This window comes from Variovorax davisae (genome assembly GCF_030316845.1).
Taxonomy (GTDB): domain Bacteria; phylum Pseudomonadota; class Gammaproteobacteria; order Burkholderiales; family Burkholderiaceae_C; genus Variovorax; species Variovorax davisae.
In genome coordinates, this window is the sequence record NZ_JASZYS010000002.1 from 625488 (window position 1) to 644294 (window position 18807).

General features: G+C 69.1%; 21 protein-coding genes. 17 read left to right on the forward strand and 4 right to left on the reverse strand.

The features are described from left to right. The first annotated feature begins 46 nt into the window (after positions 1 to 46). The 3 genes from QTI33_RS07245 to QTI33_RS07255 all read left to right on the forward strand — a co-directional run bounded on the left by QTI33_RS07245 (position 47) and on the right by QTI33_RS07255 (position 2759). Positions 47 to 289 carry a hypothetical protein gene (locus QTI33_RS07245; protein ID WP_286505107.1) on the forward strand — a complete coding sequence of 81 codons (243 nt, stop codon included), beginning with the start codon at positions 47 to 49 and terminating at the stop codon, positions 287 to 289. 49 nt (positions 290 to 338) lie between these two features. Continuing rightward, the gene (gene ypfJ, locus QTI33_RS07250) at positions 339 to 1214 is read left to right on the forward strand and encodes a KPN_02809 family neutral zinc metallopeptidase (protein ID WP_286505108.1); all 876 of its coding nucleotides are present in this window, start codon (positions 339 to 341) and stop codon (positions 1212 to 1214) included. Between the two features lie 75 nt (positions 1215 to 1289). Continuing rightward, positions 1290 to 2759: a DEAD/DEAH box helicase gene (locus tag QTI33_RS07255; RefSeq protein WP_286505109.1), complete on the forward strand. Its 1470-nt coding sequence runs from the start codon at positions 1290 to 1292 to the stop codon at positions 2757 to 2759. An 11-nt stretch (positions 2760 to 2770) separates the two neighbouring features. Here QTI33_RS07255 and QTI33_RS07260 read toward each other — a convergent pair whose 3' ends face one another. Continuing rightward, a complete protein-coding gene (locus QTI33_RS07260; RefSeq protein ID WP_286505110.1) occupies positions 2771 to 3613 on the reverse strand; it encodes a symmetrical bis(5'-nucleosyl)-tetraphosphatase in 843 nt (280 codons plus the stop codon). A gap of 23 nt (positions 3614 to 3636) precedes the next feature. On the opposite strand from QTI33_RS07260, the gene QTI33_RS07265 reads away from it, so the two are divergent. Both QTI33_RS07265 and QTI33_RS07270 read left to right on the forward strand, forming a co-directional pair. Continuing rightward, on the forward strand, positions 3637 to 4950 hold the full coding sequence (locus QTI33_RS07265; protein ID WP_286505111.1) for a hemolysin family protein: 1314 nt from the start codon (positions 3637 to 3639) through the stop codon (positions 4948 to 4950). A 65-nt stretch (positions 4951 to 5015) separates the two neighbouring features. Further along, on the forward strand, positions 5016 to 6149 hold the full coding sequence (locus tag QTI33_RS07270) for a zinc-binding dehydrogenase (RefSeq protein ID WP_286505112.1): 1134 nt from the start codon (positions 5016 to 5018) through the stop codon (positions 6147 to 6149). A gap of 30 nt (positions 6150 to 6179) precedes the next feature. On the opposite strand, the gene QTI33_RS07275 is transcribed toward QTI33_RS07270, so the two are convergent. The 3 genes from QTI33_RS07275 to flgA form a co-directional block, all read right to left on the reverse strand. Next, positions 6180 to 6632, reverse strand: coding sequence for a flagella synthesis protein FlgN (locus tag QTI33_RS07275; RefSeq protein WP_286505113.1), 453 nt, complete (start codon positions 6630 to 6632; stop codon positions 6180 to 6182). Further along, positions 6629 to 6922: a flagellar biosynthesis anti-sigma factor FlgM gene (gene flgM, locus QTI33_RS07280; RefSeq protein WP_286505114.1), complete on the reverse strand. Its 294-nt coding sequence runs from the start codon at positions 6920 to 6922 to the stop codon at positions 6629 to 6631. The genes QTI33_RS07275 and flgM overlap by 4 nt, the downstream gene beginning before the upstream one ends. Before the next feature lie 362 nt (positions 6923 to 7284). After that, positions 7285 to 7986 carry a flagellar basal body P-ring formation chaperone FlgA gene (gene flgA / locus QTI33_RS07285; RefSeq protein WP_286505115.1) on the reverse strand — a complete coding sequence of 234 codons (702 nt, stop codon included), beginning with the start codon at positions 7984 to 7986 and terminating at the stop codon, positions 7285 to 7287. 211 nt (positions 7987 to 8197) lie between these two features. On the opposite strand from flgA, the gene flgB reads away from it, so the two are divergent. The 12 genes from flgB to QTI33_RS07345 all read left to right on the forward strand — a co-directional run. Continuing rightward, the gene (gene flgB / locus QTI33_RS07290; RefSeq protein ID WP_286505116.1) at positions 8198 to 8605 is read left to right on the forward strand and encodes a flagellar basal body rod protein FlgB; all 408 of its coding nucleotides are present in this window, start codon (positions 8198 to 8200) and stop codon (positions 8603 to 8605) included. 45 nt (positions 8606 to 8650) lie between these two features. Then, positions 8651 to 9046 carry a flagellar basal body rod protein FlgC gene (gene flgC / locus QTI33_RS07295; protein ID WP_286505145.1) on the forward strand — a complete coding sequence of 132 codons (396 nt, stop codon included), beginning with the start codon at positions 8651 to 8653 and terminating at the stop codon, positions 9044 to 9046. A 20-nt stretch (positions 9047 to 9066) separates the two neighbouring features. Then, entirely contained in the window at positions 9067 to 9753 is a 687-nt protein-coding gene (locus tag QTI33_RS07300) for a flagellar hook assembly protein FlgD (RefSeq protein ID WP_286505117.1), read from the forward strand. Between the two features lie 47 nt (positions 9754 to 9800). Further along, positions 9801 to 11027: a flagellar hook protein FlgE gene (flgE, locus tag QTI33_RS07305; RefSeq protein ID WP_286505118.1), complete on the forward strand. Its 1227-nt coding sequence runs from the start codon at positions 9801 to 9803 to the stop codon at positions 11025 to 11027. 49 nt (positions 11028 to 11076) lie between these two features. Next, a complete protein-coding gene (locus QTI33_RS07310; protein ID WP_286505119.1) occupies positions 11077 to 11820 on the forward strand; it encodes a flagellar basal body rod protein FlgF in 744 nt (247 codons plus the stop codon). A 28-nt stretch (positions 11821 to 11848) separates the two neighbouring features. Then, positions 11849 to 12631 (forward strand): flagellar basal-body rod protein FlgG, encoded by a 783-nt coding sequence (gene flgG / locus QTI33_RS07315; protein WP_286505120.1) that lies wholly within the window; start codon positions 11849 to 11851, stop codon positions 12629 to 12631. Beyond that, the gene (locus QTI33_RS07320; protein ID WP_286505121.1) at positions 12628 to 13311 is read left to right on the forward strand and encodes a flagellar basal body L-ring protein FlgH; all 684 of its coding nucleotides are present in this window, start codon (positions 12628 to 12630) and stop codon (positions 13309 to 13311) included. The genes flgG and QTI33_RS07320 overlap by 4 nt, the downstream gene beginning before the upstream one ends. Position 13312: 1 nt before the next feature. Then, complete coding sequence (locus QTI33_RS07325; protein ID WP_286505122.1) at positions 13313 to 14452, forward strand: flagellar basal body P-ring protein FlgI; 1140 nt, start codon at positions 13313 to 13315, stop codon at positions 14450 to 14452. Positions 14453 to 14460: 8 nt separating this feature from the next. Further along, a complete protein-coding gene (gene flgJ, locus QTI33_RS07330) occupies positions 14461 to 15429 on the forward strand; it encodes a flagellar assembly peptidoglycan hydrolase FlgJ (protein WP_286505123.1) in 969 nt (322 codons plus the stop codon). A gap of 49 nt (positions 15430 to 15478) precedes the next feature. Then, complete coding sequence (locus QTI33_RS07335) at positions 15479 to 15994, forward strand: chemotaxis protein CheW (protein ID WP_286505124.1); 516 nt, start codon at positions 15479 to 15481, stop codon at positions 15992 to 15994. 37 nt (positions 15995 to 16031) lie between these two features. Beyond that, the gene (locus QTI33_RS07340; RefSeq protein ID WP_286505125.1) at positions 16032 to 17735 is read left to right on the forward strand and encodes a methyl-accepting chemotaxis protein; all 1704 of its coding nucleotides are present in this window, start codon (positions 16032 to 16034) and stop codon (positions 17733 to 17735) included. Between the two features lie 49 nt (positions 17736 to 17784). Continuing rightward, on the forward strand, positions 17785 to 18807 hold a 1023-nt coding region (locus QTI33_RS07345; protein WP_286505126.1), incomplete at its 3' end, for a methyl-accepting chemotaxis protein.

The following is an 18807-nucleotide window of genomic DNA, read 5'->3' on the forward strand; positions in this document are numbered from 1 at the left end:
TCCTTCCATCCCACGCGGCGTCCGCGGGGCCACGAGGAACGAGAACATGCCGATTTTCCAGCGCCTTCGCGAGATCCATCCCTACCGCCTGCTGCTGCTGGCGACCCTGGCGGCGTTGGTGCTGGTCCAGGTGGTGGCCATGGCCGTGGTGACGCGGTCGCAGGTGCGCAAGGCCGAGGCCCATTACGCGGCGGCGGCGGCCGCAGCGGCCGCGACCGCGCCGGCCGCACCGGCCCGGCAGAAACCCTCCCGCGACGTGATGAACGTCGGTTACGTGGCGGCGCGCTGAGCGCGTACCATTCCGCGACAGCCGTCCCGGAGACGGCAAGGAGCGAGTCATGCGGTGGGAAGGCAACGAACAATCGGACAACGTCGAGGATCGACGTGGCGGCGGCGGGGGCGGCGGCGGATTTCCCATCGGCGGCCGCAGTGTCGGCATCGGCACGGTGGCGGTGGCGCTGATCGCCGGCTGGATCTTCGGCATCAACCCCTTGACCGTGCTGGGCCTGCTGAGCGGCGGCGAGCAGGCGCCCCAGGTGCAGCAGGGGCCGGCTCACAAGCCGCCGCCCGAGGACACCGAGGCCCGCTTCGTCTCGACCGTGCTCAAGAACACCGAAGTGGTCTGGAGCGACATCTTCCGCCAGAACGGTGGCAGCTACACCCCCTCGCGCCTGGTGCTGTTCCGCGGCGCCACGCCCACCGCCTGCGGCACCGGCCAGTCGGCGATGGGGCCCTTCTATTGCCCCGGCGACCAGAAGGTCTACATCGACTTGGGCTTCTTCGACACCCTCAAGAGCCAGCTCGGCGCGCCCGGCGTGTTCGCCCAGGCCTACGTGATCGCGCACGAGATCGGCCACCACGTGCAGGACGAACTCGGCATCACGGCCAAGGTCGACCAGATGCGCGGCCGGGTCAGCCCGGCGCAGGCCAATGCCCTGAGCGTGCGGGTCGAGCTCCAGGCCGACTGCCTGGCGGGCGTCTGGGCCCACCATTCGCAGCAGTCCAAGCAGTGGCTGGACCCGGGCGACATCGAGGCCGCCATGAACGCCGCCCAGAAGATCGGCGACGACGCCCTGCAGCGCTCCGCCGGCCGCGCCATCGTGCCCGACAGTTTCACCCACGGCACCAGCGCCCAGCGCCAGCGCTGGTTCGGGGCCGGGTTCAAGTCGGGGAACATGCAGGATTGCGACACTTTCGCGGCCAAATCCCTCTAGTTTCGGGGGGCTGAAACGGCCGGTCACCGCGCTGTCACTGCCGTTTTTCGCCAAAGTGCGACAATAGAAGGCTTAATGACAAGCTCCTTCTCCAATCTTTCCCTGGCCGAACCCCTCGCGCGTGCCGTCGCCGAAATGGGCTACGAGACCATGACGCCGATCCAGGAACAGGCCATTCCGGTGGTTCTGTCGGGTCAGGACGTGATGGGTGCGGCGCAGACCGGCACCGGCAAGACGGCAGCCTTCTCGCTGCCGCTGCTGCAGCGGATGCTCAAGCACGAGAACAGCTCGACCTCGCCGGCGCGCCATCCGGTGCGGGCGCTGGTGCTGCTGCCCACGCGCGAACTGGCCGACCAGGTCGCGCAGCAGGTCGCGCTCTACGCCAAGTACACCAACCTGCGCAGCGCGGTGGTGTTCGGTGGCATCGACATGAAGCCCCAGACGCTCGAGCTCAAGAAGGGCGTCGAGGTGCTGGTGGCGACGCCGGGCCGGCTGCTGGACCACATCGAGGCCAAGAACGCGGTGCTGAACCAGGTCGAGTACGTGGTGCTCGACGAAGCCGACCGGATGCTCGACATCGGCTTCCTGCCCGACCTGCAGCGCATCCTCTCGTACCTGCCCAAGCAGCGCACCACGCTGCTGTTCTCGGCCACCTTCTCGCCCGAGATCAAGCGGCTGGCCGGCAGCTACCTGCAGAACCCGGTCACGATCGAAGTGGCGCGGCCGAACGAGACCGCCTCCACCGTCGAGCAGCGCTTCTTCAGCGTCAGCGACGACGACAAGCGCCGCGCGCTCAAGCAGATCATCCGCCAGCGCGGCATCACGCAGGCCTTCGTCTTCGTCAACAGCAAGCTGGGCTGTGCCCGGCTGGCGCGCTCGCTCGAGCGCGAAGGCCTCAAGACCACCGCGCTGCACGGCGACAAGAGCCAGGACGAGCGCCTGAAGGCGCTGGCCGCCTTCAAGGCCGGGGAGGTCGACCTGCTGGTGGCGACCGACGTTGCCGCCCGCGGCCTGGACATCAAGGACGTGCCGGCGGTGTTCAATTTCGACATCCCGTTCAACGCCGAGGACTACGTCCACCGCATCGGCCGCACCGGGCGCGCCGGCGCTTCGGGCCTGGCCGTGAGCTTCGCCAGCGGCGGCAACGACGTCCGCCTGGTGGCCGACATCGAGAAGCTGATCAAGAAGAAGATCGAGCTCGAGCCGGTCGAATTCGAGGAAGACCGCCCGCGCGGCCGCATCAACGACGGCCGCCGCCACTGGCGCGAAGAGGGCGAGGCGGGCGACGCCCGCGACGTGCTCGACACCCTCGAGCGCCCGCGCGAGCGCGCCGAAGGCCGGCCGGTGCGCGGCACCCGTCCGCACCGCGCGCCCTCGGCGCCGCGCGATCCGTTCTTCGAGCAGCCCTACGAGGCACCGGTCGAGCGCGAGGGCGCCCCGGCCTGGGAAGCCGCCGCCAAGGCCGCGCCGTCTCGCGGCATCTCGGCCAACATCAAGACCAAGCGCAAGGTGCCGGCGCTGTTCAAGGCCGCCGAACCCAGCTGATGCCCGGCGGCTCAGCCGGGTTTCTGGGACTGCGGGCAGTCGACCTGGATCAATTCGCGGTCCTGCATGCTGGGCCCGATGCGCACCGCGCTGAGGCAGCCGCCCCAGACGCAGCCGGTGTCGGTCGACAGCAGGTCGGGCCGTGACTTCCAGCCCAGTGTCGACCAGTGGCCGAAGGCCACGGTCGCGACCGCGCTCGCCCGGCCGGGCACGTCGAACCAGGGCATGAAGCCCGCCGGCGGCGCCGCCGCCCCGTCCTTGCTGTCGAACTCCATCACGCCTTCGGCGCTGCAGAAGCGCAGCCGCGTCAGCGCGTTGACGATCACCCGCAGCCGCGCGCTGCCCGAGAGGGCGTCGCTCCATTGCGCCGGCTCGTTGCCGTACATGGTCTGCAGGAAGTCGGGCAGCGAGGGCCCGCGCAGCACCGCTTCGAGTTCGGCGGCCGCGGCCAGCGTGTCGGCGACGCTCCATTGCGGCAGCACGCCGGCATGCACCATCAGCAGGTCGGCGCCGCCGAGGCGCCGGTGCAGCGCCATCGGCTGCTGGCGCAGCCAGTCGAGCAGCGCATCGCGGTCGGGCGCATCGAGCACGTCGCGCAGCGTGTCCTTGCGGCCCGCCTTGCGCGCGCCGTGGGCCACCCCGAGCAGGTGCAGGTCGTGGTTGCCCAGCAGGCTCTGCGCGGCCGCCCCGTAGGCCTGCATGCGCCGCAGCACCGCGAGCGATGCCGGCCCGCGGTTGACCAGGTCGCCGAGCACCACCAGGGTGTCGCGGCTGGGAGAGAAGGCGATGTCGTCCAGCAGGCGCTGCAGGGGCGCGTCGCAGCCCTGCACGTCACCGATCAAGTAAAGTGCCATGATCCCCATTCTCTCCCGCGTTCATGGATGTTTTTCTCCTGGCCTTGCTGACCACGCTCAACGCGTTGTTCGCAATGTCCGAAATGGCCCTGTCCACCAGCCGCCGCGCCCGCCTCGCTGCACTGGCCGAGACCGGCGATGCGGGCGCCGCGGCGGCGCTCAAGCTGATGGAGGATCCGACGCAGTTCCTGTCCAGCGTGCAGATCGGCATCACCTCGATCGGCATGCTGAGCGGCATCGTGGGCGAGGCGGCCTTTGCCGAGCCGTTGTCGCTGCAGATGCAGGCCTGGGGCCTGGGCGCCGGCAGCGCCAGCATCGCGTCCACCGCGGTGGTGGTGAGCTGCATCACCTTCTTCACCATCATCTTCGGCGAGCTGGTGCCCAAGCGCATCGGCCAGCTCTATCCCGAGCCGGTGGCGCGCTTCGTGGCCCGGCCGATGCGCGGCCTGGCCACCGGCGCCAAGCCCTTCGTGCTGTTGCTGTCGGGCGCCACCGCCGCCACGCTGAAGCTGCTTCGCATCGATTCGAACGCCGCCCGGGTGGTGACCGAGGAAGAGATCTCCGCCAGCCTGGAGGAGGGCGTCGACGCCGGCGTGATCGAGATGCACGAGCACCAGATGGTGCGCAACGTGTTCCACCTCGACGACCGGCGGCTGGCCTCGCTGATGATCCCGCGGGCCGACATCGAATGGCTGGATGCCTCCTGGAGCGTGGCCCAGAGCCTGCAGAAGGTGTCGGCCGCCGGGGCGCTGAACCTGGTCCATTCCTGGTATCCGGTGTGCCGCGGCTCGCTCGACGACGTGGTCGGCGTGATCAGCGTGGCCCATCTGCTGCGGCTGGGCCCCGCGCACGAGGGATCGATCGAGCAGGCCGCCCAGCCCGCCGTGTTCGTGCCCGAGACGCTGACCGGCATGGAACTGCTCGAACAGTTCCGCTCGCACGCCGGCCGGCTGGTCTTCGTGGTCGACGAATACGGCGTGGTGCAGGGCCTGATGACGCCGCGCGACCTGCTGGAAGCGATCACCGGCGAACTGCAGGTGGCCACCCATGACGAAGCCTGGGCCCGCGAACGGCCGGACGGCGTCTGGGAGCTCGACGGCCTGATGCCGGTGTCGGAGCTGCGCGCCCGCCTGGGCATCCGCGAGCTGCCCGAGGAGGATCGCGGGCGCTACAACACGGTCGCCGGGCTGCTGATGTTCGTCTCGGGCCAGCTGCCCGAGGTGGGCGAGCGCATCGACTGCGCCGGCTGGTGCTTCGAGGTGGCGGCGCTCGAGGGCAAGCGGATCGACCGCGTGCTGGCCTATCCGGACGCCGGCGCCGCCGACCTGGCGCCCTGAGAACGGGTTCCGGGCGCGCGCGGGTCGCGGCTCCTATACTGGCCGCCCAGCCCGGAGACTCCCCCATGACACTGCCCGCCACCACCCTCCAGATCCGCTCGCTCGTCAGCCGCGACGGCCAACTCACCCTGTCGCTCACCGAGGAGGCGATCGCCCAGCCGGCCGCCCACGAAGTGATCGTCCGGGTCGAGGCCGCGCCGATGAATCCGTCCGACCTCGGCCTGCTGTTCGGAGCCGCCGACCTGCGCACCGCCAAGGCGTCGGGCACGGCGTCGCGGCCGGTCGTCAGCGCCGAGATCCCCGAAGCCGCGCTGAAAAGCATGGCCGGGCGCCTGGACCAGTCGATGCCGGTCGGCAACGAAGGCGCCGGCGTGGTCGTCGCCGCGGGGGCCGCACCCGAAGCCCAGGCCCTGCTCGGCAAGACCGTGGCGGTGCTGGGCGGCGCGATGTACACGCAGTACCGCACGATCGCCGCCGCCCAGTGCATGGCGCTGGCCGACGGCCAGACGCCGGCCGAGGGCGCGTCGGCCTTCGTCAACCCGCTGACCGCGCTCGGCATGGTCGAGACCATGCGGCGCGAGGGCCACAAGGCCCTGGTCCACACCGCCGCGGCCTCGAACCTGGGGCAGATGCTGAACCGGATCTGCCTCAAGGACGGCATCGATCTCGTGAACATCGTGCGCAAGAAGGAACAGGAAGACATCCTTCGCGGCCTGGGCGCCAGATACGTCTGCAGCACGGCATCGCCCACGTTCATGCAGGACCTGACCGACGCACTGGTGGCCACCGGCGCGACGCTGGCCTTCGACGCCATCGGCGGCGGCAAGCTGGCCGGGCAGATCCTGACCTGCATGGAGGCGGCGCTCAACAAGACCGCCACCGAATACAGCCGCTACGGCTCCAGCACCCACAAGCAGGTCTACATCTACGGCGGGCTCGACCGCGGTCCGACCGAATTCACGCGCGGTTTCGGAATGACCTGGGGCATGGGGGGCTGGCTGCTGTTCCCGTTCCTGCAGAAGATCGGGCCCGAGGGCGCCGCGAAGCTCAAGGCGCGGGTGGCGGCCGAGCTCAAGACCACCTTCGCCAGCCACTACACGGCGGAACTCTCGCTGGTCGAGGCGCTGGGCCTGGCGCAGATCGGCGTCTATTCGCGCCATGCGACCGGCGCGAAGGCCCTGCTCAACCCCAACAAGTGAATCGGCGCCCGCAGGGGGCGCCGACCGGGTTCAGCCCAGGGCCAGGCGGTTGCGGCCGCCGGCCGTCTTGCGCACCCCGTCGGGGCCGTAGAACAGCTGCACGCTCGATTGCAGGAAGTGCAGCGCGCGCTGGGTGAAGTCGAGGTGCGTGTGGACCAGCGAGCCGTTGTGCATGTTGCGCGCCTTGGCGTCCTCGGCCAGTGCCAGCAGGGCGGTCCAGGCCTGGCGCGTGGCATCGCCGGCGGCCGCCGCGGCGGCTTCGGCACCGGCGGGGCCGGGTTCGAAGCCCAGCGCGACCTGCGCGGTCTCGCGCTGGCGGTCCAGGGTGGCCATCCGGTCCAGCAAGGCGATCTTCTCGTCGGTGATCGCCGTCAGCTCGCTGAAGCGGGCATTGCCCATGGCTTGTTCTTCGCGGTCGAGCAGGGCGAGGAATTCCTCGACGCAGGTCTTCTCGGCATGCAGGTAGAGCAGCATCGTGTTCATGGCTGGGCTTCCGGATCGAGCAGGTCGCGCACGCTGGCCAGCAGGCCGCTGGCGATGCGATCGGGGTGGACTTCGTAGCGGCCGGCGCGGATGTCCTCGCGGATCGCCGCGACCCGGGCGGCATCGAAGTCGCCGCCGGACGTGCCGGGAAGGGTGCGGACCTGGCCCATGGCCTGGGCACCGTCCGTGGCAGGCGCCGCAGCGCCATCGACACCGCTGCCAGCGGCGGCTCCCGCCTTGGTCGGGCGGCTCAGGGGCGTGGCCGGGAGGCCGGATGGATCGATTTTCAAGATGGTTCCTCAAAGGGCTGACCCGTATATCGGCGCAGGCAGCCAGAACTTTAGGTCGGAGTTTGCACAAATTGCGGGCGGCGCCCTAGCTGGAAAACCATGTGGGCCCAGGCCGGCGCCGGGCCGCCCCAAGGCGGCCTGCGGCCCCCTCGGGGGGCAGCGACCCACACGCAGTGGGGGAGCGTGGGGGCCAGGCCGGCGCCGGGCCGCCCCAAGGCGGCCTGCGGCCCCCTCGGGGGGCAGCGACCCACACGCAGTGGGGGAGCGTGGGGGCCAGGCCGGCGCCGGGCCGCCCCAAGGCGGCCTGCGGCCCCCTCGGGGGGCAGCGACCCACACGCAGTGGGGGAGCGTGGGGGCCACATTCATTGGCTCAGCCGGATCTGGCCGCCTTCGGTCGCCACGCCGGTGAGCAGGCGGCCGTCGCGGGTCTTGGCCTGGACGGTGGCGCCGACCTCGGCCCGGGTCAGGGCCTTGCCCTCGGTGCTGATCGTGAATCCGGGGCCCTGCGCGACCAGCTGCACGGTCTGGCCCTGCTGGATCGCGACCACGCCGCGCATCGACTCCTTGCGCAGCGGCGCGCCGGCGGCGATCCGGTTGGTGGCCACCACGCCCTGCAGCGCCGAGGCCTCCGTGACCACCGAGCGCGGCAGGTCGCCGAGATCGCCGCTGCGCTCGGCGACGTCGGCCTCGCCCAGGGTCTGGCCGGCCTCGATCGCGCGCGCCGCCACGTAATAGCGGCCCTCGACGGCGACCTGGGCCGGCACGAAGCGGGTCCAGGGCTTGTCGCCGCGGCAGCGCAGGCCGATGGAGACCCGGCCGCGGGGGGGCGCGCCGTTGGGCAGGAAGGCCTCGTAGTCGTCGCAGGGCGGCAGCGTGGCGGTGGCCTTGGTGGTGAAGCTGAGCTTGCCGGGCAGGCCGGCGGATTGCCTTTGCAGCAGGCCTTCGATCGCGGCGCGCGCCGCTTCGGGCAGCGGCTGTGCCGCGGCGCCGGCGGCGCCCGCCACGGCCACCAGGAAGGGGAGCGCGATGCGCAGCGAGCGGATGCTGGAGGGGCGGTGGTGCATGGGGGTGATCGGCCAAGCGCAGGTGGAAGACAGGAAGGGGACGGACACCGGCGCCAGGAGATTCTAGGAATCGACCCCGCGCCGCGAAGTCGCGAAGTGCTGGCGAAATGCCCCTTTGTTCAGCCCATTGCGAACGCGATGCATGCATAGACTCGCTTTCCATCTGTCGCCATGCCGTCTGTGCGGACGCGACGTCAACCGATGGAACCCCATGATCGACAAGCTCGATGCGGCACTCGCCTTCAACCGCGAAGCCCTCAATCTCCGGGCCCAGCGCCAGGAAGTGCTGGCGGCCAATATCGCCCACGCCGACACGCCGAACTACAAGGCGCGCGACTTCGACTTCGCCAGCCGCCTGACCCAGGCGGTGGAGCAGGGCCGGCAGTCGCAGTCCTTCGCGCTCGCCACCACCTCGTCGCGCCACCTGGCCGGCGAGTCGAAGACGATGCCCGACCAGGACCTGCTCTACCGCGTGCCGAGCCAGTCGAGCATCGACGGCAACACGGTCGAGATGGATGCCGAGCGCATCAACTTCGCCGACAACGCGCTGCGCTACGAGTCGAACCTGACGGTGATCAACGCCAAGATCAAGTCGCTGTTGTCGGCCGTGCAGCCGTAAGCGGCCGCCAGACGAAAGAACGAAATGCCGCTTCCCAGCGCTTCCATGAACATCTTCAACGTGGCGGGTTCCGCCATGGCCGCGCAATCGCAGCGCATGAACGTGACCGCGAGCAACCTGGCCAACGCCGAGAGCGTGGCCGGCCCCGATGGCCAGCCCTACCGCGCCAAGCAGGTGGTGTTCGAGGTCGCGGCCTCGGGCCAGCAGGACATCGGCGGCGTCAAGGTCGCCGGCGTGATCGAGGACTCCGCGCCCGCCAAGATGGTCTTCGACCCCAAGAACCCGCATGCCAACGCCGATGGCTATGTCGCGATGCCGAACGTCAACGTGGTCGAGGAGATGACCAACATGATCTCGGCCTCGCGCAGCTACCAGGCCAATGTCGAGGTCCTCAACACCGCCAAGACGCTGATGGTCAAGACATTGACCATCGGCCAGTAACAACACAGCAGAAAGATCCCATGGCCATCACCGACACCACCTCGATCTCCGGCGCCAATGCGGCCAGCGCAGCGGCCAGCACCGCCAGCGTTTCCAACTCCGACAGCGAGCAGCGCTTCCTGAAGCTGCTGGTGACGCAGCTCAACAACCAGGACCCGCTCAATCCGATGGAGAACGCCGAGCTGACCTCGCAGCTGGCGCAGATGAGCACGGTGAGCGGCATCGAGAAGCTCAACAGCACGCTGTCGGGCCTGGTGAGCCAGACCGGCTCCAACCAGGTGCTGCAGGCGGCCTCGCTGATTGGCTACAACGTGCTGTCGCCCGGCAACACGATCGCGACCAAGGATCCGGAAGAGGGCAAGGACCCGGCGATCCAGGCCTTCGCGGTGCAGCTGCCCGGCACGGCCGCCGATGTCGAGATCAAGATCGTCGACGCCTCGGGCAAGACCGTGCGCACGATCGAGGCCGGCGGCATGACCGAAGGCGTCAACGCCGTCACCTGGGACGGCAAGGACGACGCCGGCAACGTGGTGCCCGCGGGCAGCTACAAGTTCACCGTGGCCGCCAGCAACAGCGGCACGGCCGTGGAAGCCACGGCACTGACCTTCGCGCAGGTCGCGGCGGTCAAGCAGGGCACGAGCGGCGTCACGCTCGAACTGGCATCGGGCCAGAGCATCGCGCTGTCCGACGTGCGCATGTTCCTCTGAGGCGCAGCGCGCTTCTTTTCTTCATTGCTTCGAAACAAGGATTCATCATGAGCTTTTCCCAGGGCGTCAGCGGGCTCGGCGTGGCCGCCGCGAACCTCGATGTGATCGGCAACAACATCGCCAACTCCGGCACCATCGGCTTCAAGTCGGCGGCCGCGACCTTCCAGGACATCTATGCCGGCTCGCGCATCGGGCTCGGCGCCTCGGTGTCGGGCGTGGTGCAGAACTTCACGCAGGGCGTGACGCAAAGCAGCAGCCGTCCGCTGGACGTCGCGATCCTGAGCGGCGACGGCTTCTTCCGCATGGCCAGCACCAGCGGCGAGATCATGTACACCCGCAACGGCCAGTTCACCAAGGACAAGGACGGTTACATCGTCAACGCCAACGGGCTGCGCCTGACCGGCTACGGCGTCAATGCCAGCGGCGGCATCAATGGCGGCACGCCGTCGGCGATCCAGATCCCGACCCAGGCCATGACGCCGAACGCGACCACCGGCGTCGACGCCGAGTTCAACCTCGACGCGCGCAGCACGGTGCCGACCAAGACGCCGTTCAACGCGACCGATTCGGCCACCTTCAACTACTCCAACGCCGTCGGCCCGGTCTACGACTCGCTCGGCAACGCGCACGACCTGTCGGTCTACTTCGTGAAGAACGCGGCCAACGCATGGGACGTCTACGCCACGGCCGACGGCGTGGCGCTCAACGCCGGCGCCCCGATCTCCGGTGCCGCGCCCGGCATGACCTTCGACACCAACGGCAACCTCACGGCGCCGGTGGGCGGCGCGATCACCCTGCCGGCGATGAACTTCGCGAACGGATCGTCGCCGGTCAACATCAAGATCGACCTCTCGGGCACCACGCAGTTCGGCACCGCCAACGGCATGAGCAAGCTGAGCCAGGACGGCTACACCTCGGGCGTGCTGACCTCGTTCTCGGTCAACCCGGACGGCACGATCACCGGCAAGTTCTCCAACGAGCAGTCCAAGCTCCTGGGCCAGGTGGTGCTTTCCTCGTTCGCGAACCCGAACGGGCTCGAGCCCAAGGGCGACAACATGTACGCCGAGACCCAGGCCTCGGGCGCGGCCCTCACCAGCACGCCGGGCGAAGGCACCAAGCAGGGCTCGCTGGCCGCCGGCGCGCTGGAGTCCTCCAACGTCGACCTGACCGCCGAGCTGGTCAACCTGATCGTCGCGCAGCGCAACTACCAGGCCAACGCGCAGACCGTGAAGACGCAGGACCAGGTCATGCAGACGCTGATGAACATCCGCTGACGCGGGGTTCCGAGCAGACGCAGCAGCCCTTCAACACCAGGAGCACACAGTGGATCGAATGTTGTATGTCGCCATGAGCGGCGCCAAGCAGGCCATGGAGCAGCAGGCCTCGGTCGCCAACAACATGGCGAACGTCTCGACCCCGGGTTTCCGGGCGCAGATCAACACCTTCCGCGCGGTGCCGGTGGTGGGCGAGGAGGCGCCGACACGGGCCTTCGTCGCCGCGACCACGCCGGGCGCCGACTTCTCGCACGGGCCCCTGACCGAGACCGGCCGCGAGCTCGACGTCGCGGTCCGCGGCGAGGGCTGGCTGGTGGTCCAGGCGCCGGGCGGCGGCGAGGCCTACACCCGGGTCGGCAACCTGCAGGTCGGCGCCGACGGCCAGGTGACCACGATGGGCGCCCGGCCGGTGGTCGGCGACGGCGGCGCACTGGTGATCCCGCCCGGCTCGATCGTGACGATCGCCTCCGACGGAACGATCGCCGCCCGCGGCGCGGGCGACGCCAACGTCGGCGTGGCCAACGTCGGCAAGCTGAAGCTGGTCAATCCGGACAGCCGCGACCTGGTGCGCGGCGAGGACGGCCTGTTTCGCATGCGCGACGGCGTGCGAGCGCCGGAGGCCGACGCCAACGTGGTGGTCGCCGCCGGCATGGTCGAGGGCAGCAACGTCAATCCGGTCGAGGCCATGGTGGCCATGATCGCCAACGGCCGCAGCTTCGAGATGCAGATGAAGTCGATCCAGACCGCCGACACCAACGCCCAGTCGGCCAACAAGCTGCTGGCCTACGGCTGAGCCGCAAACCCTTCGCAGGAGTAATTCAATGATTCGTTCCCTCTACGTCGCCAAGACCGGCCTCGAAGCCCAGCAGACGCAGCTCGACGTCGTGTCCAACAACCTCGCCAACGTCGGCACCACCGGCTTCAAGCGCAGCCGCGCCGTGTTCGAGGACCTGATGTACCAGAACCTGCGCCAGGTCGGCGGCCAGACCTCCGACCAGACCCGCCTGCCTTCGGGCCTGCAGGTCGGCACCGGCGTGCACGTGGTCGCCACCGAACGCATCCATGCCCAGGGCAACATGACGAAGACCGACAACCCGAAGGATGTCGCGATCAACGGTTCGGGCTTCTTCCAGGTGCTGATGCCCGACGGCACCACCTCCTACACGCGCGACGGCTCGTTCCAGACCGACCGCGATGGCCAGCTGGTGACCGCCAGCGGCTTCACGATCCAGCCGCCGATCACGATCCCGCAGAACGCCACCAGCATGACGGTCGGGCGCGACGGCATCGTCTCGGTGACCCAGGCCGGCAGCACGGCCACGGTGCAGGTCGGCCAGCTGCAGCTGGCGACCTTCCTGAATCCGGCCGGCCTCGAGAGCAAGGGCGAGAACCTCTACACCGAGACCGACTCCTCCGGCGCGCCGAACCTGCTGAACCCGGGCCTGGACGGCGCCGGCATCCTGAGCCAGGGCTACACCGAGGCTTCGAATGTCAACGTGGTCGAGGAACTGGTCAACATGATCGCGACGCAGCGCGCCTACGAGATCAACAGCAAGGCGATCCAGAGCTCCGACCAGATGCTGCAAAGGCTGGCCCAGCTGTGATCGCGACCACGCGCCTTCTTCTGGCGGGGCTCGGCATCGCGCTGACCTCGGGCTGCGCGCTGGTGCCGCGCGAGCCGCTGGTGCACCAGCCGATGACGGCGCGCGCCGATGCGATGAGCCCGGTGCAGCCGCGCGTGCCCACCGGCGCGATCTGGCAGGACAGCGCGCGCGGCGTCGCGCTGTTCGAGGACCGCCGCCCGCGCAACGTCGGCGACATCCTGACCATCGTCATCAGCGAAAAGATCAACGCCAGCAAGAACTCCGGCGCCAACGCGAGCCGCGACGGCAGCGCCTCCGCGGCCTTCGCGACCATTCCGAAGTTCCTCGGCGGCCTGCTCAACGACCAGGACGCCAAGCTCTCCGGCAAGAACGCGCTCACCGCCAAGGGCGGCGCCAACGCCGCCAACACCTTCAACGGCGTGATCACGGTCACGGTGGTGGACGTGCTCGGCAACGGCAACCTGCTGGTCAGCGGCGAGAAGCAGATGGGCATCAACCAGGGCACCGAGTTCGTTCGCTTCTCGGGCGTGGTGAACCCGCGCACCGTGACCGGCAACAACACCGTGCTGTCGACCCAGGTGGCGGATGCGCGCATCGAGTACACGGCCAAGGGCTACATCGACGAGGCCCAGCAGATGGGCTGGATGCAGCGAATCTTCCTGAACGTGATGCCGTTCTAGCATGAAAAACCTCTTCTTCCCGCGCGCTTCGCGCCGCTTCGCCAATCCCCTTGCAGCGCTCGCTGCGGCGTGCGCGCTCCTGTTGGCCGTGCCCGTCCATGCCGAGCGGCTCAAGGAGCTCGCCAGCATCCAGGGCGTGCGCGACAACCCGCTGATCGGCTACGGCCTCATGGTGGGCCTCGACGGCACCGGCGACCAGACGATGCAGACGCCGTTCACGACCCAGAGCCTGAACAACATGCTGCAGCAGCTCGGCATCACGGTGCCGCAGGTGGGCATCATGCAGCTCAAGAACGTGGCGGCCGTGATGGTCACGGCGCAGCTGCCGGCCTTCGCGCGGCCCGGCCAGACCATCGACGTCACGGTGTCCTCGATGGGCAATGCCAAGAGCCTGCGCGGCGGCACCCTGCTGATGACGCCGCTCAAGGGCTCCGACGGCGCGGTGTATGCCATCGCGCAGGGCAACATGGTGGTCGGCGGCGCCGGCGCCTCGGCCAACGGCAGCAAGGTACAGATCAACCAGCTGAGCTCGGGGCGCATCCCGGCCGGCGGCACGGTCGAGCGTGCGGTCGAGGCCGCGGTCGGCGGCGAGGGCGCCGTCACGCTCGAACTCATGCGCTCGGATTTCGGCACCGCCCAGCGCGCGGTCGAGGCGATCAACCGGCAATTCGGCGGCGGCCTGGCCGAAGCGGTCGACGGCCGCGTGATCCGCGTGCGCGCCCCCGAGTCGGCGCAGGACCGGGTCGGCTTCCTGGCCCGGCTCGAGGGCCTGGAGATCACGCCGACACAGGCCGTGGCCAAGGTCGTGATCAACGCCCGCACCGGTTCGGTGGTGATGAACCAGGCGGTGCGCGTGAACGACTGCGCGGTGGCGCACGGCAGCCTGTCGGTGGTCATCAACACCGACCCGCTGGTGAGCCAGCCCGGCCCGTTCTCGAACGGCCGCACGGTCACCGCGGCAACGTCCGAGATCTCGATCAACCAGCCGGGCGGCGCACTGCAGATGATCCGCGGCGGCGCTTCGCTGGCCGACGTGGTCAAGGGGCTCAACACGCTGGGCGCCAACCCGCAGGACCTGGTGTCCATCCTCCAGGCCATGAAGACGGCCGGCGCCCTGCGCGCCGAGCTCGAGATCATCTGAGGCCCGGCATGGCGATTTCTGCAGCCAATACAGGGGCCGAGCGCGCCGGTGCGCTCGACCAGCGCTTTGCGCTCGACGTCCAGGGCGTCGACGCCCTGCGGCGCACCGTGCGCACCTCGCCCGAAGAGGGCCTCAAGCAAGTCTCGCGGCAGTTCGAGGCCATGTTCATGAACATGGTGCTCAAGAGCATGCGCGAGGCGACGCCTTCCAGCGGCCTGCTCGACGGCCAGAACGAGAAGATCTACACCTCGATGCTGGACCAGCAGCTGGCGCAGAACCTTTCCGGCCGGGGCCTGGGGCTGGCCGAGGCCATGCTGGCGCAGCTGCAGCGCTCGGCGGCTGCCGGCGGCGACGAGCGCGAGCCGAACCCCGCGGGCCTGTCGCTGGCGCCGCGCGGCGCCATGCCGCTGTCGCCGCAGGCGGGCATCCCGCTGGGCTCGGCGCCTTCCAGCCGTGTCGACCTGAGCGCCTACCAGGTCAACAACGATCGCTCGGGCAGCGCGACGGGCGCGGTGGCGAACCTGCAGGGCCATGTCGACAGCTTCGTCAACCGCATGGGCGCCTCGGCCCAGGCCGCGAGCGCCGCCAGCGGCGTGCCGGCGCCGCTGATCCTGGCCCAGGCCGCCCTCGAGTCGGGCTGGGGCAAGCGCGAGATCCGCGCCGACGACGGTACCCAGAGCTTCAACCTGTTCGGCATCAAGGCCGACCGCAGCTGGCAGGGGCCGGTGGTCGAGACCACCACCACCGAGTACGTGGACGGCGAGCCGCAGCGCATCCGCGCCAAGTTCAGGGCCTACGGCTCCTATGAAGAGGCCTTCACCGACTACGCGCGCTTCATGACGCGCAACCCGCGCTACGCCAACGTGCTGGCGACCGACGATCCGACCGAAGCCGCGCACGGCCTGCAGCGCGCGGGTTACGCCACCGATCCGCAATACGGACAAAAACTGGTTCGGATCATGCAGAAATTCGGCTGACTGCCGATATCCATTCGAACCACCCTCCCATCCGACTCCAAGGAACCCCATGGCAGAGATCTCGAGCCTTCCATCCCATGCGGCCGGCGCTGCCGCCGCGAATGCGAACGCGAACCGCCTGGAGGTCGTCACCTTCACGCTGGGCGCCGAGGAATACGGCATCGACATCCAGAAGGTGCAGGAGCTGCGCGGCTACGACGCCGTGACGCGGATCGCGAACGCGCCGGACTACATCAAGGGCGTGGTGAACCTGCGCGGGATCATCGTTCCGATCATCGACATGCGGATCAAGTTCGCGCTCGGCACGCCGAGCTACGACCAGTTCACGGTGGTGATCGTGCTGAACATCGGCGGCCGGGTGGTCGGGATGGTGGTCGACAGCGTGTCGGACGTGATCACCTTGACACCGGAGCAGATCAAGCCGGCGCCGGCGATGGGCGCGGTGCTGGACACCGACTACCTGATCGGGCTGGGCACGCTCGAGGAGCGGATGCTGATCCTGGTCGACATCGACCGCCTGATGTCGAGCGACGACATGGGGCTGATCGAGAAGCTGGCGGCCTGAAGCGGCCATCGAAACAGAGAAGCAAATCGGAGACGCAATGAAAGACTGGAAGATCGGCACGCGCTTGGGCGCCGGGTTCGCCGTGATCCTGGCCCTGGTGGCCGCCATCGCCGGCATCGGCGTGCTGCGGCTGCAGGCGGTCGGCGACGCGACCCACGAGATGGCGAAGCGTTCGCTCGCCAAGGAGCGCCTGGCGGCGGGCTGGCTGCTGGGCACCAGCACCAACAGCGTGCGGACCTATGCGCTGCTGAATTCCGACGACCCGCAGGTGCAGGACTACCTGCAGAAGGGCATGAGCAGGATCAGCGTCACGATCTCCGAGACGCAGAAGCAGCTCGAGGAACTGCTGGACACGCCGGAGGAAACCGCGCTGGTCGCCGACATCAAGAAGAAGCGCGCCGACTACGTTGAGCTGCGCACCATGCTGCTCAAGCTCAAGGCCGGGGGGCAGCGCGACGAGGCGATGCGCATCGCCAGGGAGAAGCTGGTGCCGACGCTCGACAGCTACGACGCCAGCATCCGCGGCATCCTGGCGCATGAGCAGGCGCAGATCGACAAGTCGGCCGACGCGATCGATGCCCTCTACCGCTCGGGCCGCGTCAACCTGATGGTGCTGGCGGCGATCGCGCTGGCGCTCGGATCGGTGCTGGCCTGGCTGCTGACGCGCAGCATCGTGCAGCCGATCGACGAGGCGCTGCTGATCGCCGACACCGTGGCCTCGGGCGACCTCAGCCAGGAGTTCGAGACCGATCGCGGTGGCGACTTCGGCCGGCTGCTGCGCGGCATGGGCGAGATGGAAGACACCTTGACCGACCTGGTCGGGCGCATCAAGACCGCGACCGATTCGATCGTGACCGCCTCGGGCCAGATCGCCGTGGGCAACCAGGACCTGTCCTCGCGCACCGAGGAGCAGGCCAGCTCGCTGGAAGAAACCGCCGCCTCGATGGAAGAGCTGACCTCCACCGTCAAGCAGAACGCGGACAACGCGCGCCAAGCCAATCAACTCGCGGCCTCGGCCTCCGAGGTGGCGGTGAAGGGCGGCGAGGTGGTGAGCCAGGTGGTGGACACGATGGCGTCGATCAACGCGTCGTCGAAGAAGATCGTCGACATCATCGGCGTGATCGACGGGATCGCCTTCCAGACCAACATCCTGGCGTTGAACGCGGCGGTGGAAGCCGCCCGGGCGGGCGAGCAGGGCCGGGGCTTCGCGGTGGTGGCGTCGGAAGTGCGCAGCCTGGCGCAGCGCTCGGCGGCGGCGGCCAAGGAGATCAAGGGCCTGATCGACGACTCGGTGGGCAAGGTGGGCGCGGGCAGCGCGCTGGTGGCCGAGGCGGGCCAGACGATGGAAGAGATCGTGGGCAGCGTGAAGCGGGTGACCGACATCATGGGCGAGATCACGGCGGCGAGCCAGGAGCAGACCTCGGGGATCGAGCAGATCAACCAGGCGATCACGCAGATGGACCAGGTGACGCAGCAGAACGCGGCGCTGGTGGAAGAAGCAGCAGCCGCGGCCGCATCGCTGCAGGAGCAGGCCGGCAACCTGTCGCAGATCGTCGGCACCTTCAAGCTCGACGACGGCGGGCCCGCAGCGGCTGCTGCGCCGGACCGCATGCCTGTCGCGGCCGCGGCGCCGACCCGGGCGCCATCCAGGCCAGCGCCGGCCGTGGCCCCGGTCCGTTCGAAGCCGGCGCCCGCATTGGCCACGACCAGCGCGTCCGCGGGCGACTGGACCGAATTCTGAAACCCCTCCACCCCCTCCACCCACTCCACGACGCCTCGTTGCCACCCACATGAACGCGCTTTCCAACCTGAAGATCGGCACCCGCCTGAGCATGGGCTTCGCCGTCGTGCTGCTGTTCCTGGCGGCCATCGTCGCCCTGGCGCTGACCTCCCTCGGCGGCATCCAGGCGCGCCTCGACAGCATGGTCCATGACAACAACGTCAAGGTGGCGCTGGCCAACAAGATGCTGGATTCGATCCGCGACATCGCCGGCTTCGGGACCGAACTGGTGCTTTTGACCGACGAGGCAGCGATGCGCGATCAGATGAAGAAGATCGCAGCGGCGCGCGAGCTGTTCACCGAGACCAAGGCCGCGCTGGCCAAGATCGTCGTGACACCGGAAGGCAAGGCTTTCCTGGCCAGGATCGACGAGACGCTGGCGGTGGCCTCGCCGCTGAGCGTGCAGTTGATCGACCTGGCGCAGCAGAACAAGAACCTCGAAGCGACCGAACTCCTGATGAAGAAGTTCGCGCCAGCGGTGCGCGCCACGCTGGCGTCGGTGGACGACATGATCCGCTACCAGACCCAGCGCGCCGAGGGGGCGAATGCCGCCGCGGCCGCCGAGTACCAGCGCGCACGCGCCCTGATGCTGGGGCTCGGCCTGATGGCGGTGCTGCTGGGCGCGGCCATCGCCTGGTTCATCACGCGATCGATCACCCGTCCGATCGGCGAAGCGGTCAAGGTGGCCGAGACCGTTGCCGCGGGCGACATCAGCTCGCGCATCCGGGTGGCCTCGAGGGACGAGACCGGCCAGCTGATGCACGCGCTCAAGGAAATGAACGACAGCCTGGTGAAGATCGTCGGCGAAGTCCGCACCGGCACCGACACGATCGCGACGGCCTCGGGCCAGATCGCCACCGGCAACCAGGATCTCTCGTCGCGCACCGAGCAGCAGGCCAGCTCGCTGGAAGAAACCGCTGCTTCGATGGAAGAGCTGACCTCCACCGTCAAGCAGAACGCCGACAACGCCCGCCAGGCCAATCAACTCGCGGTTTCGGCTTCGGAAGTCGCCGTCAAGGGCGGCAGCGTGGTC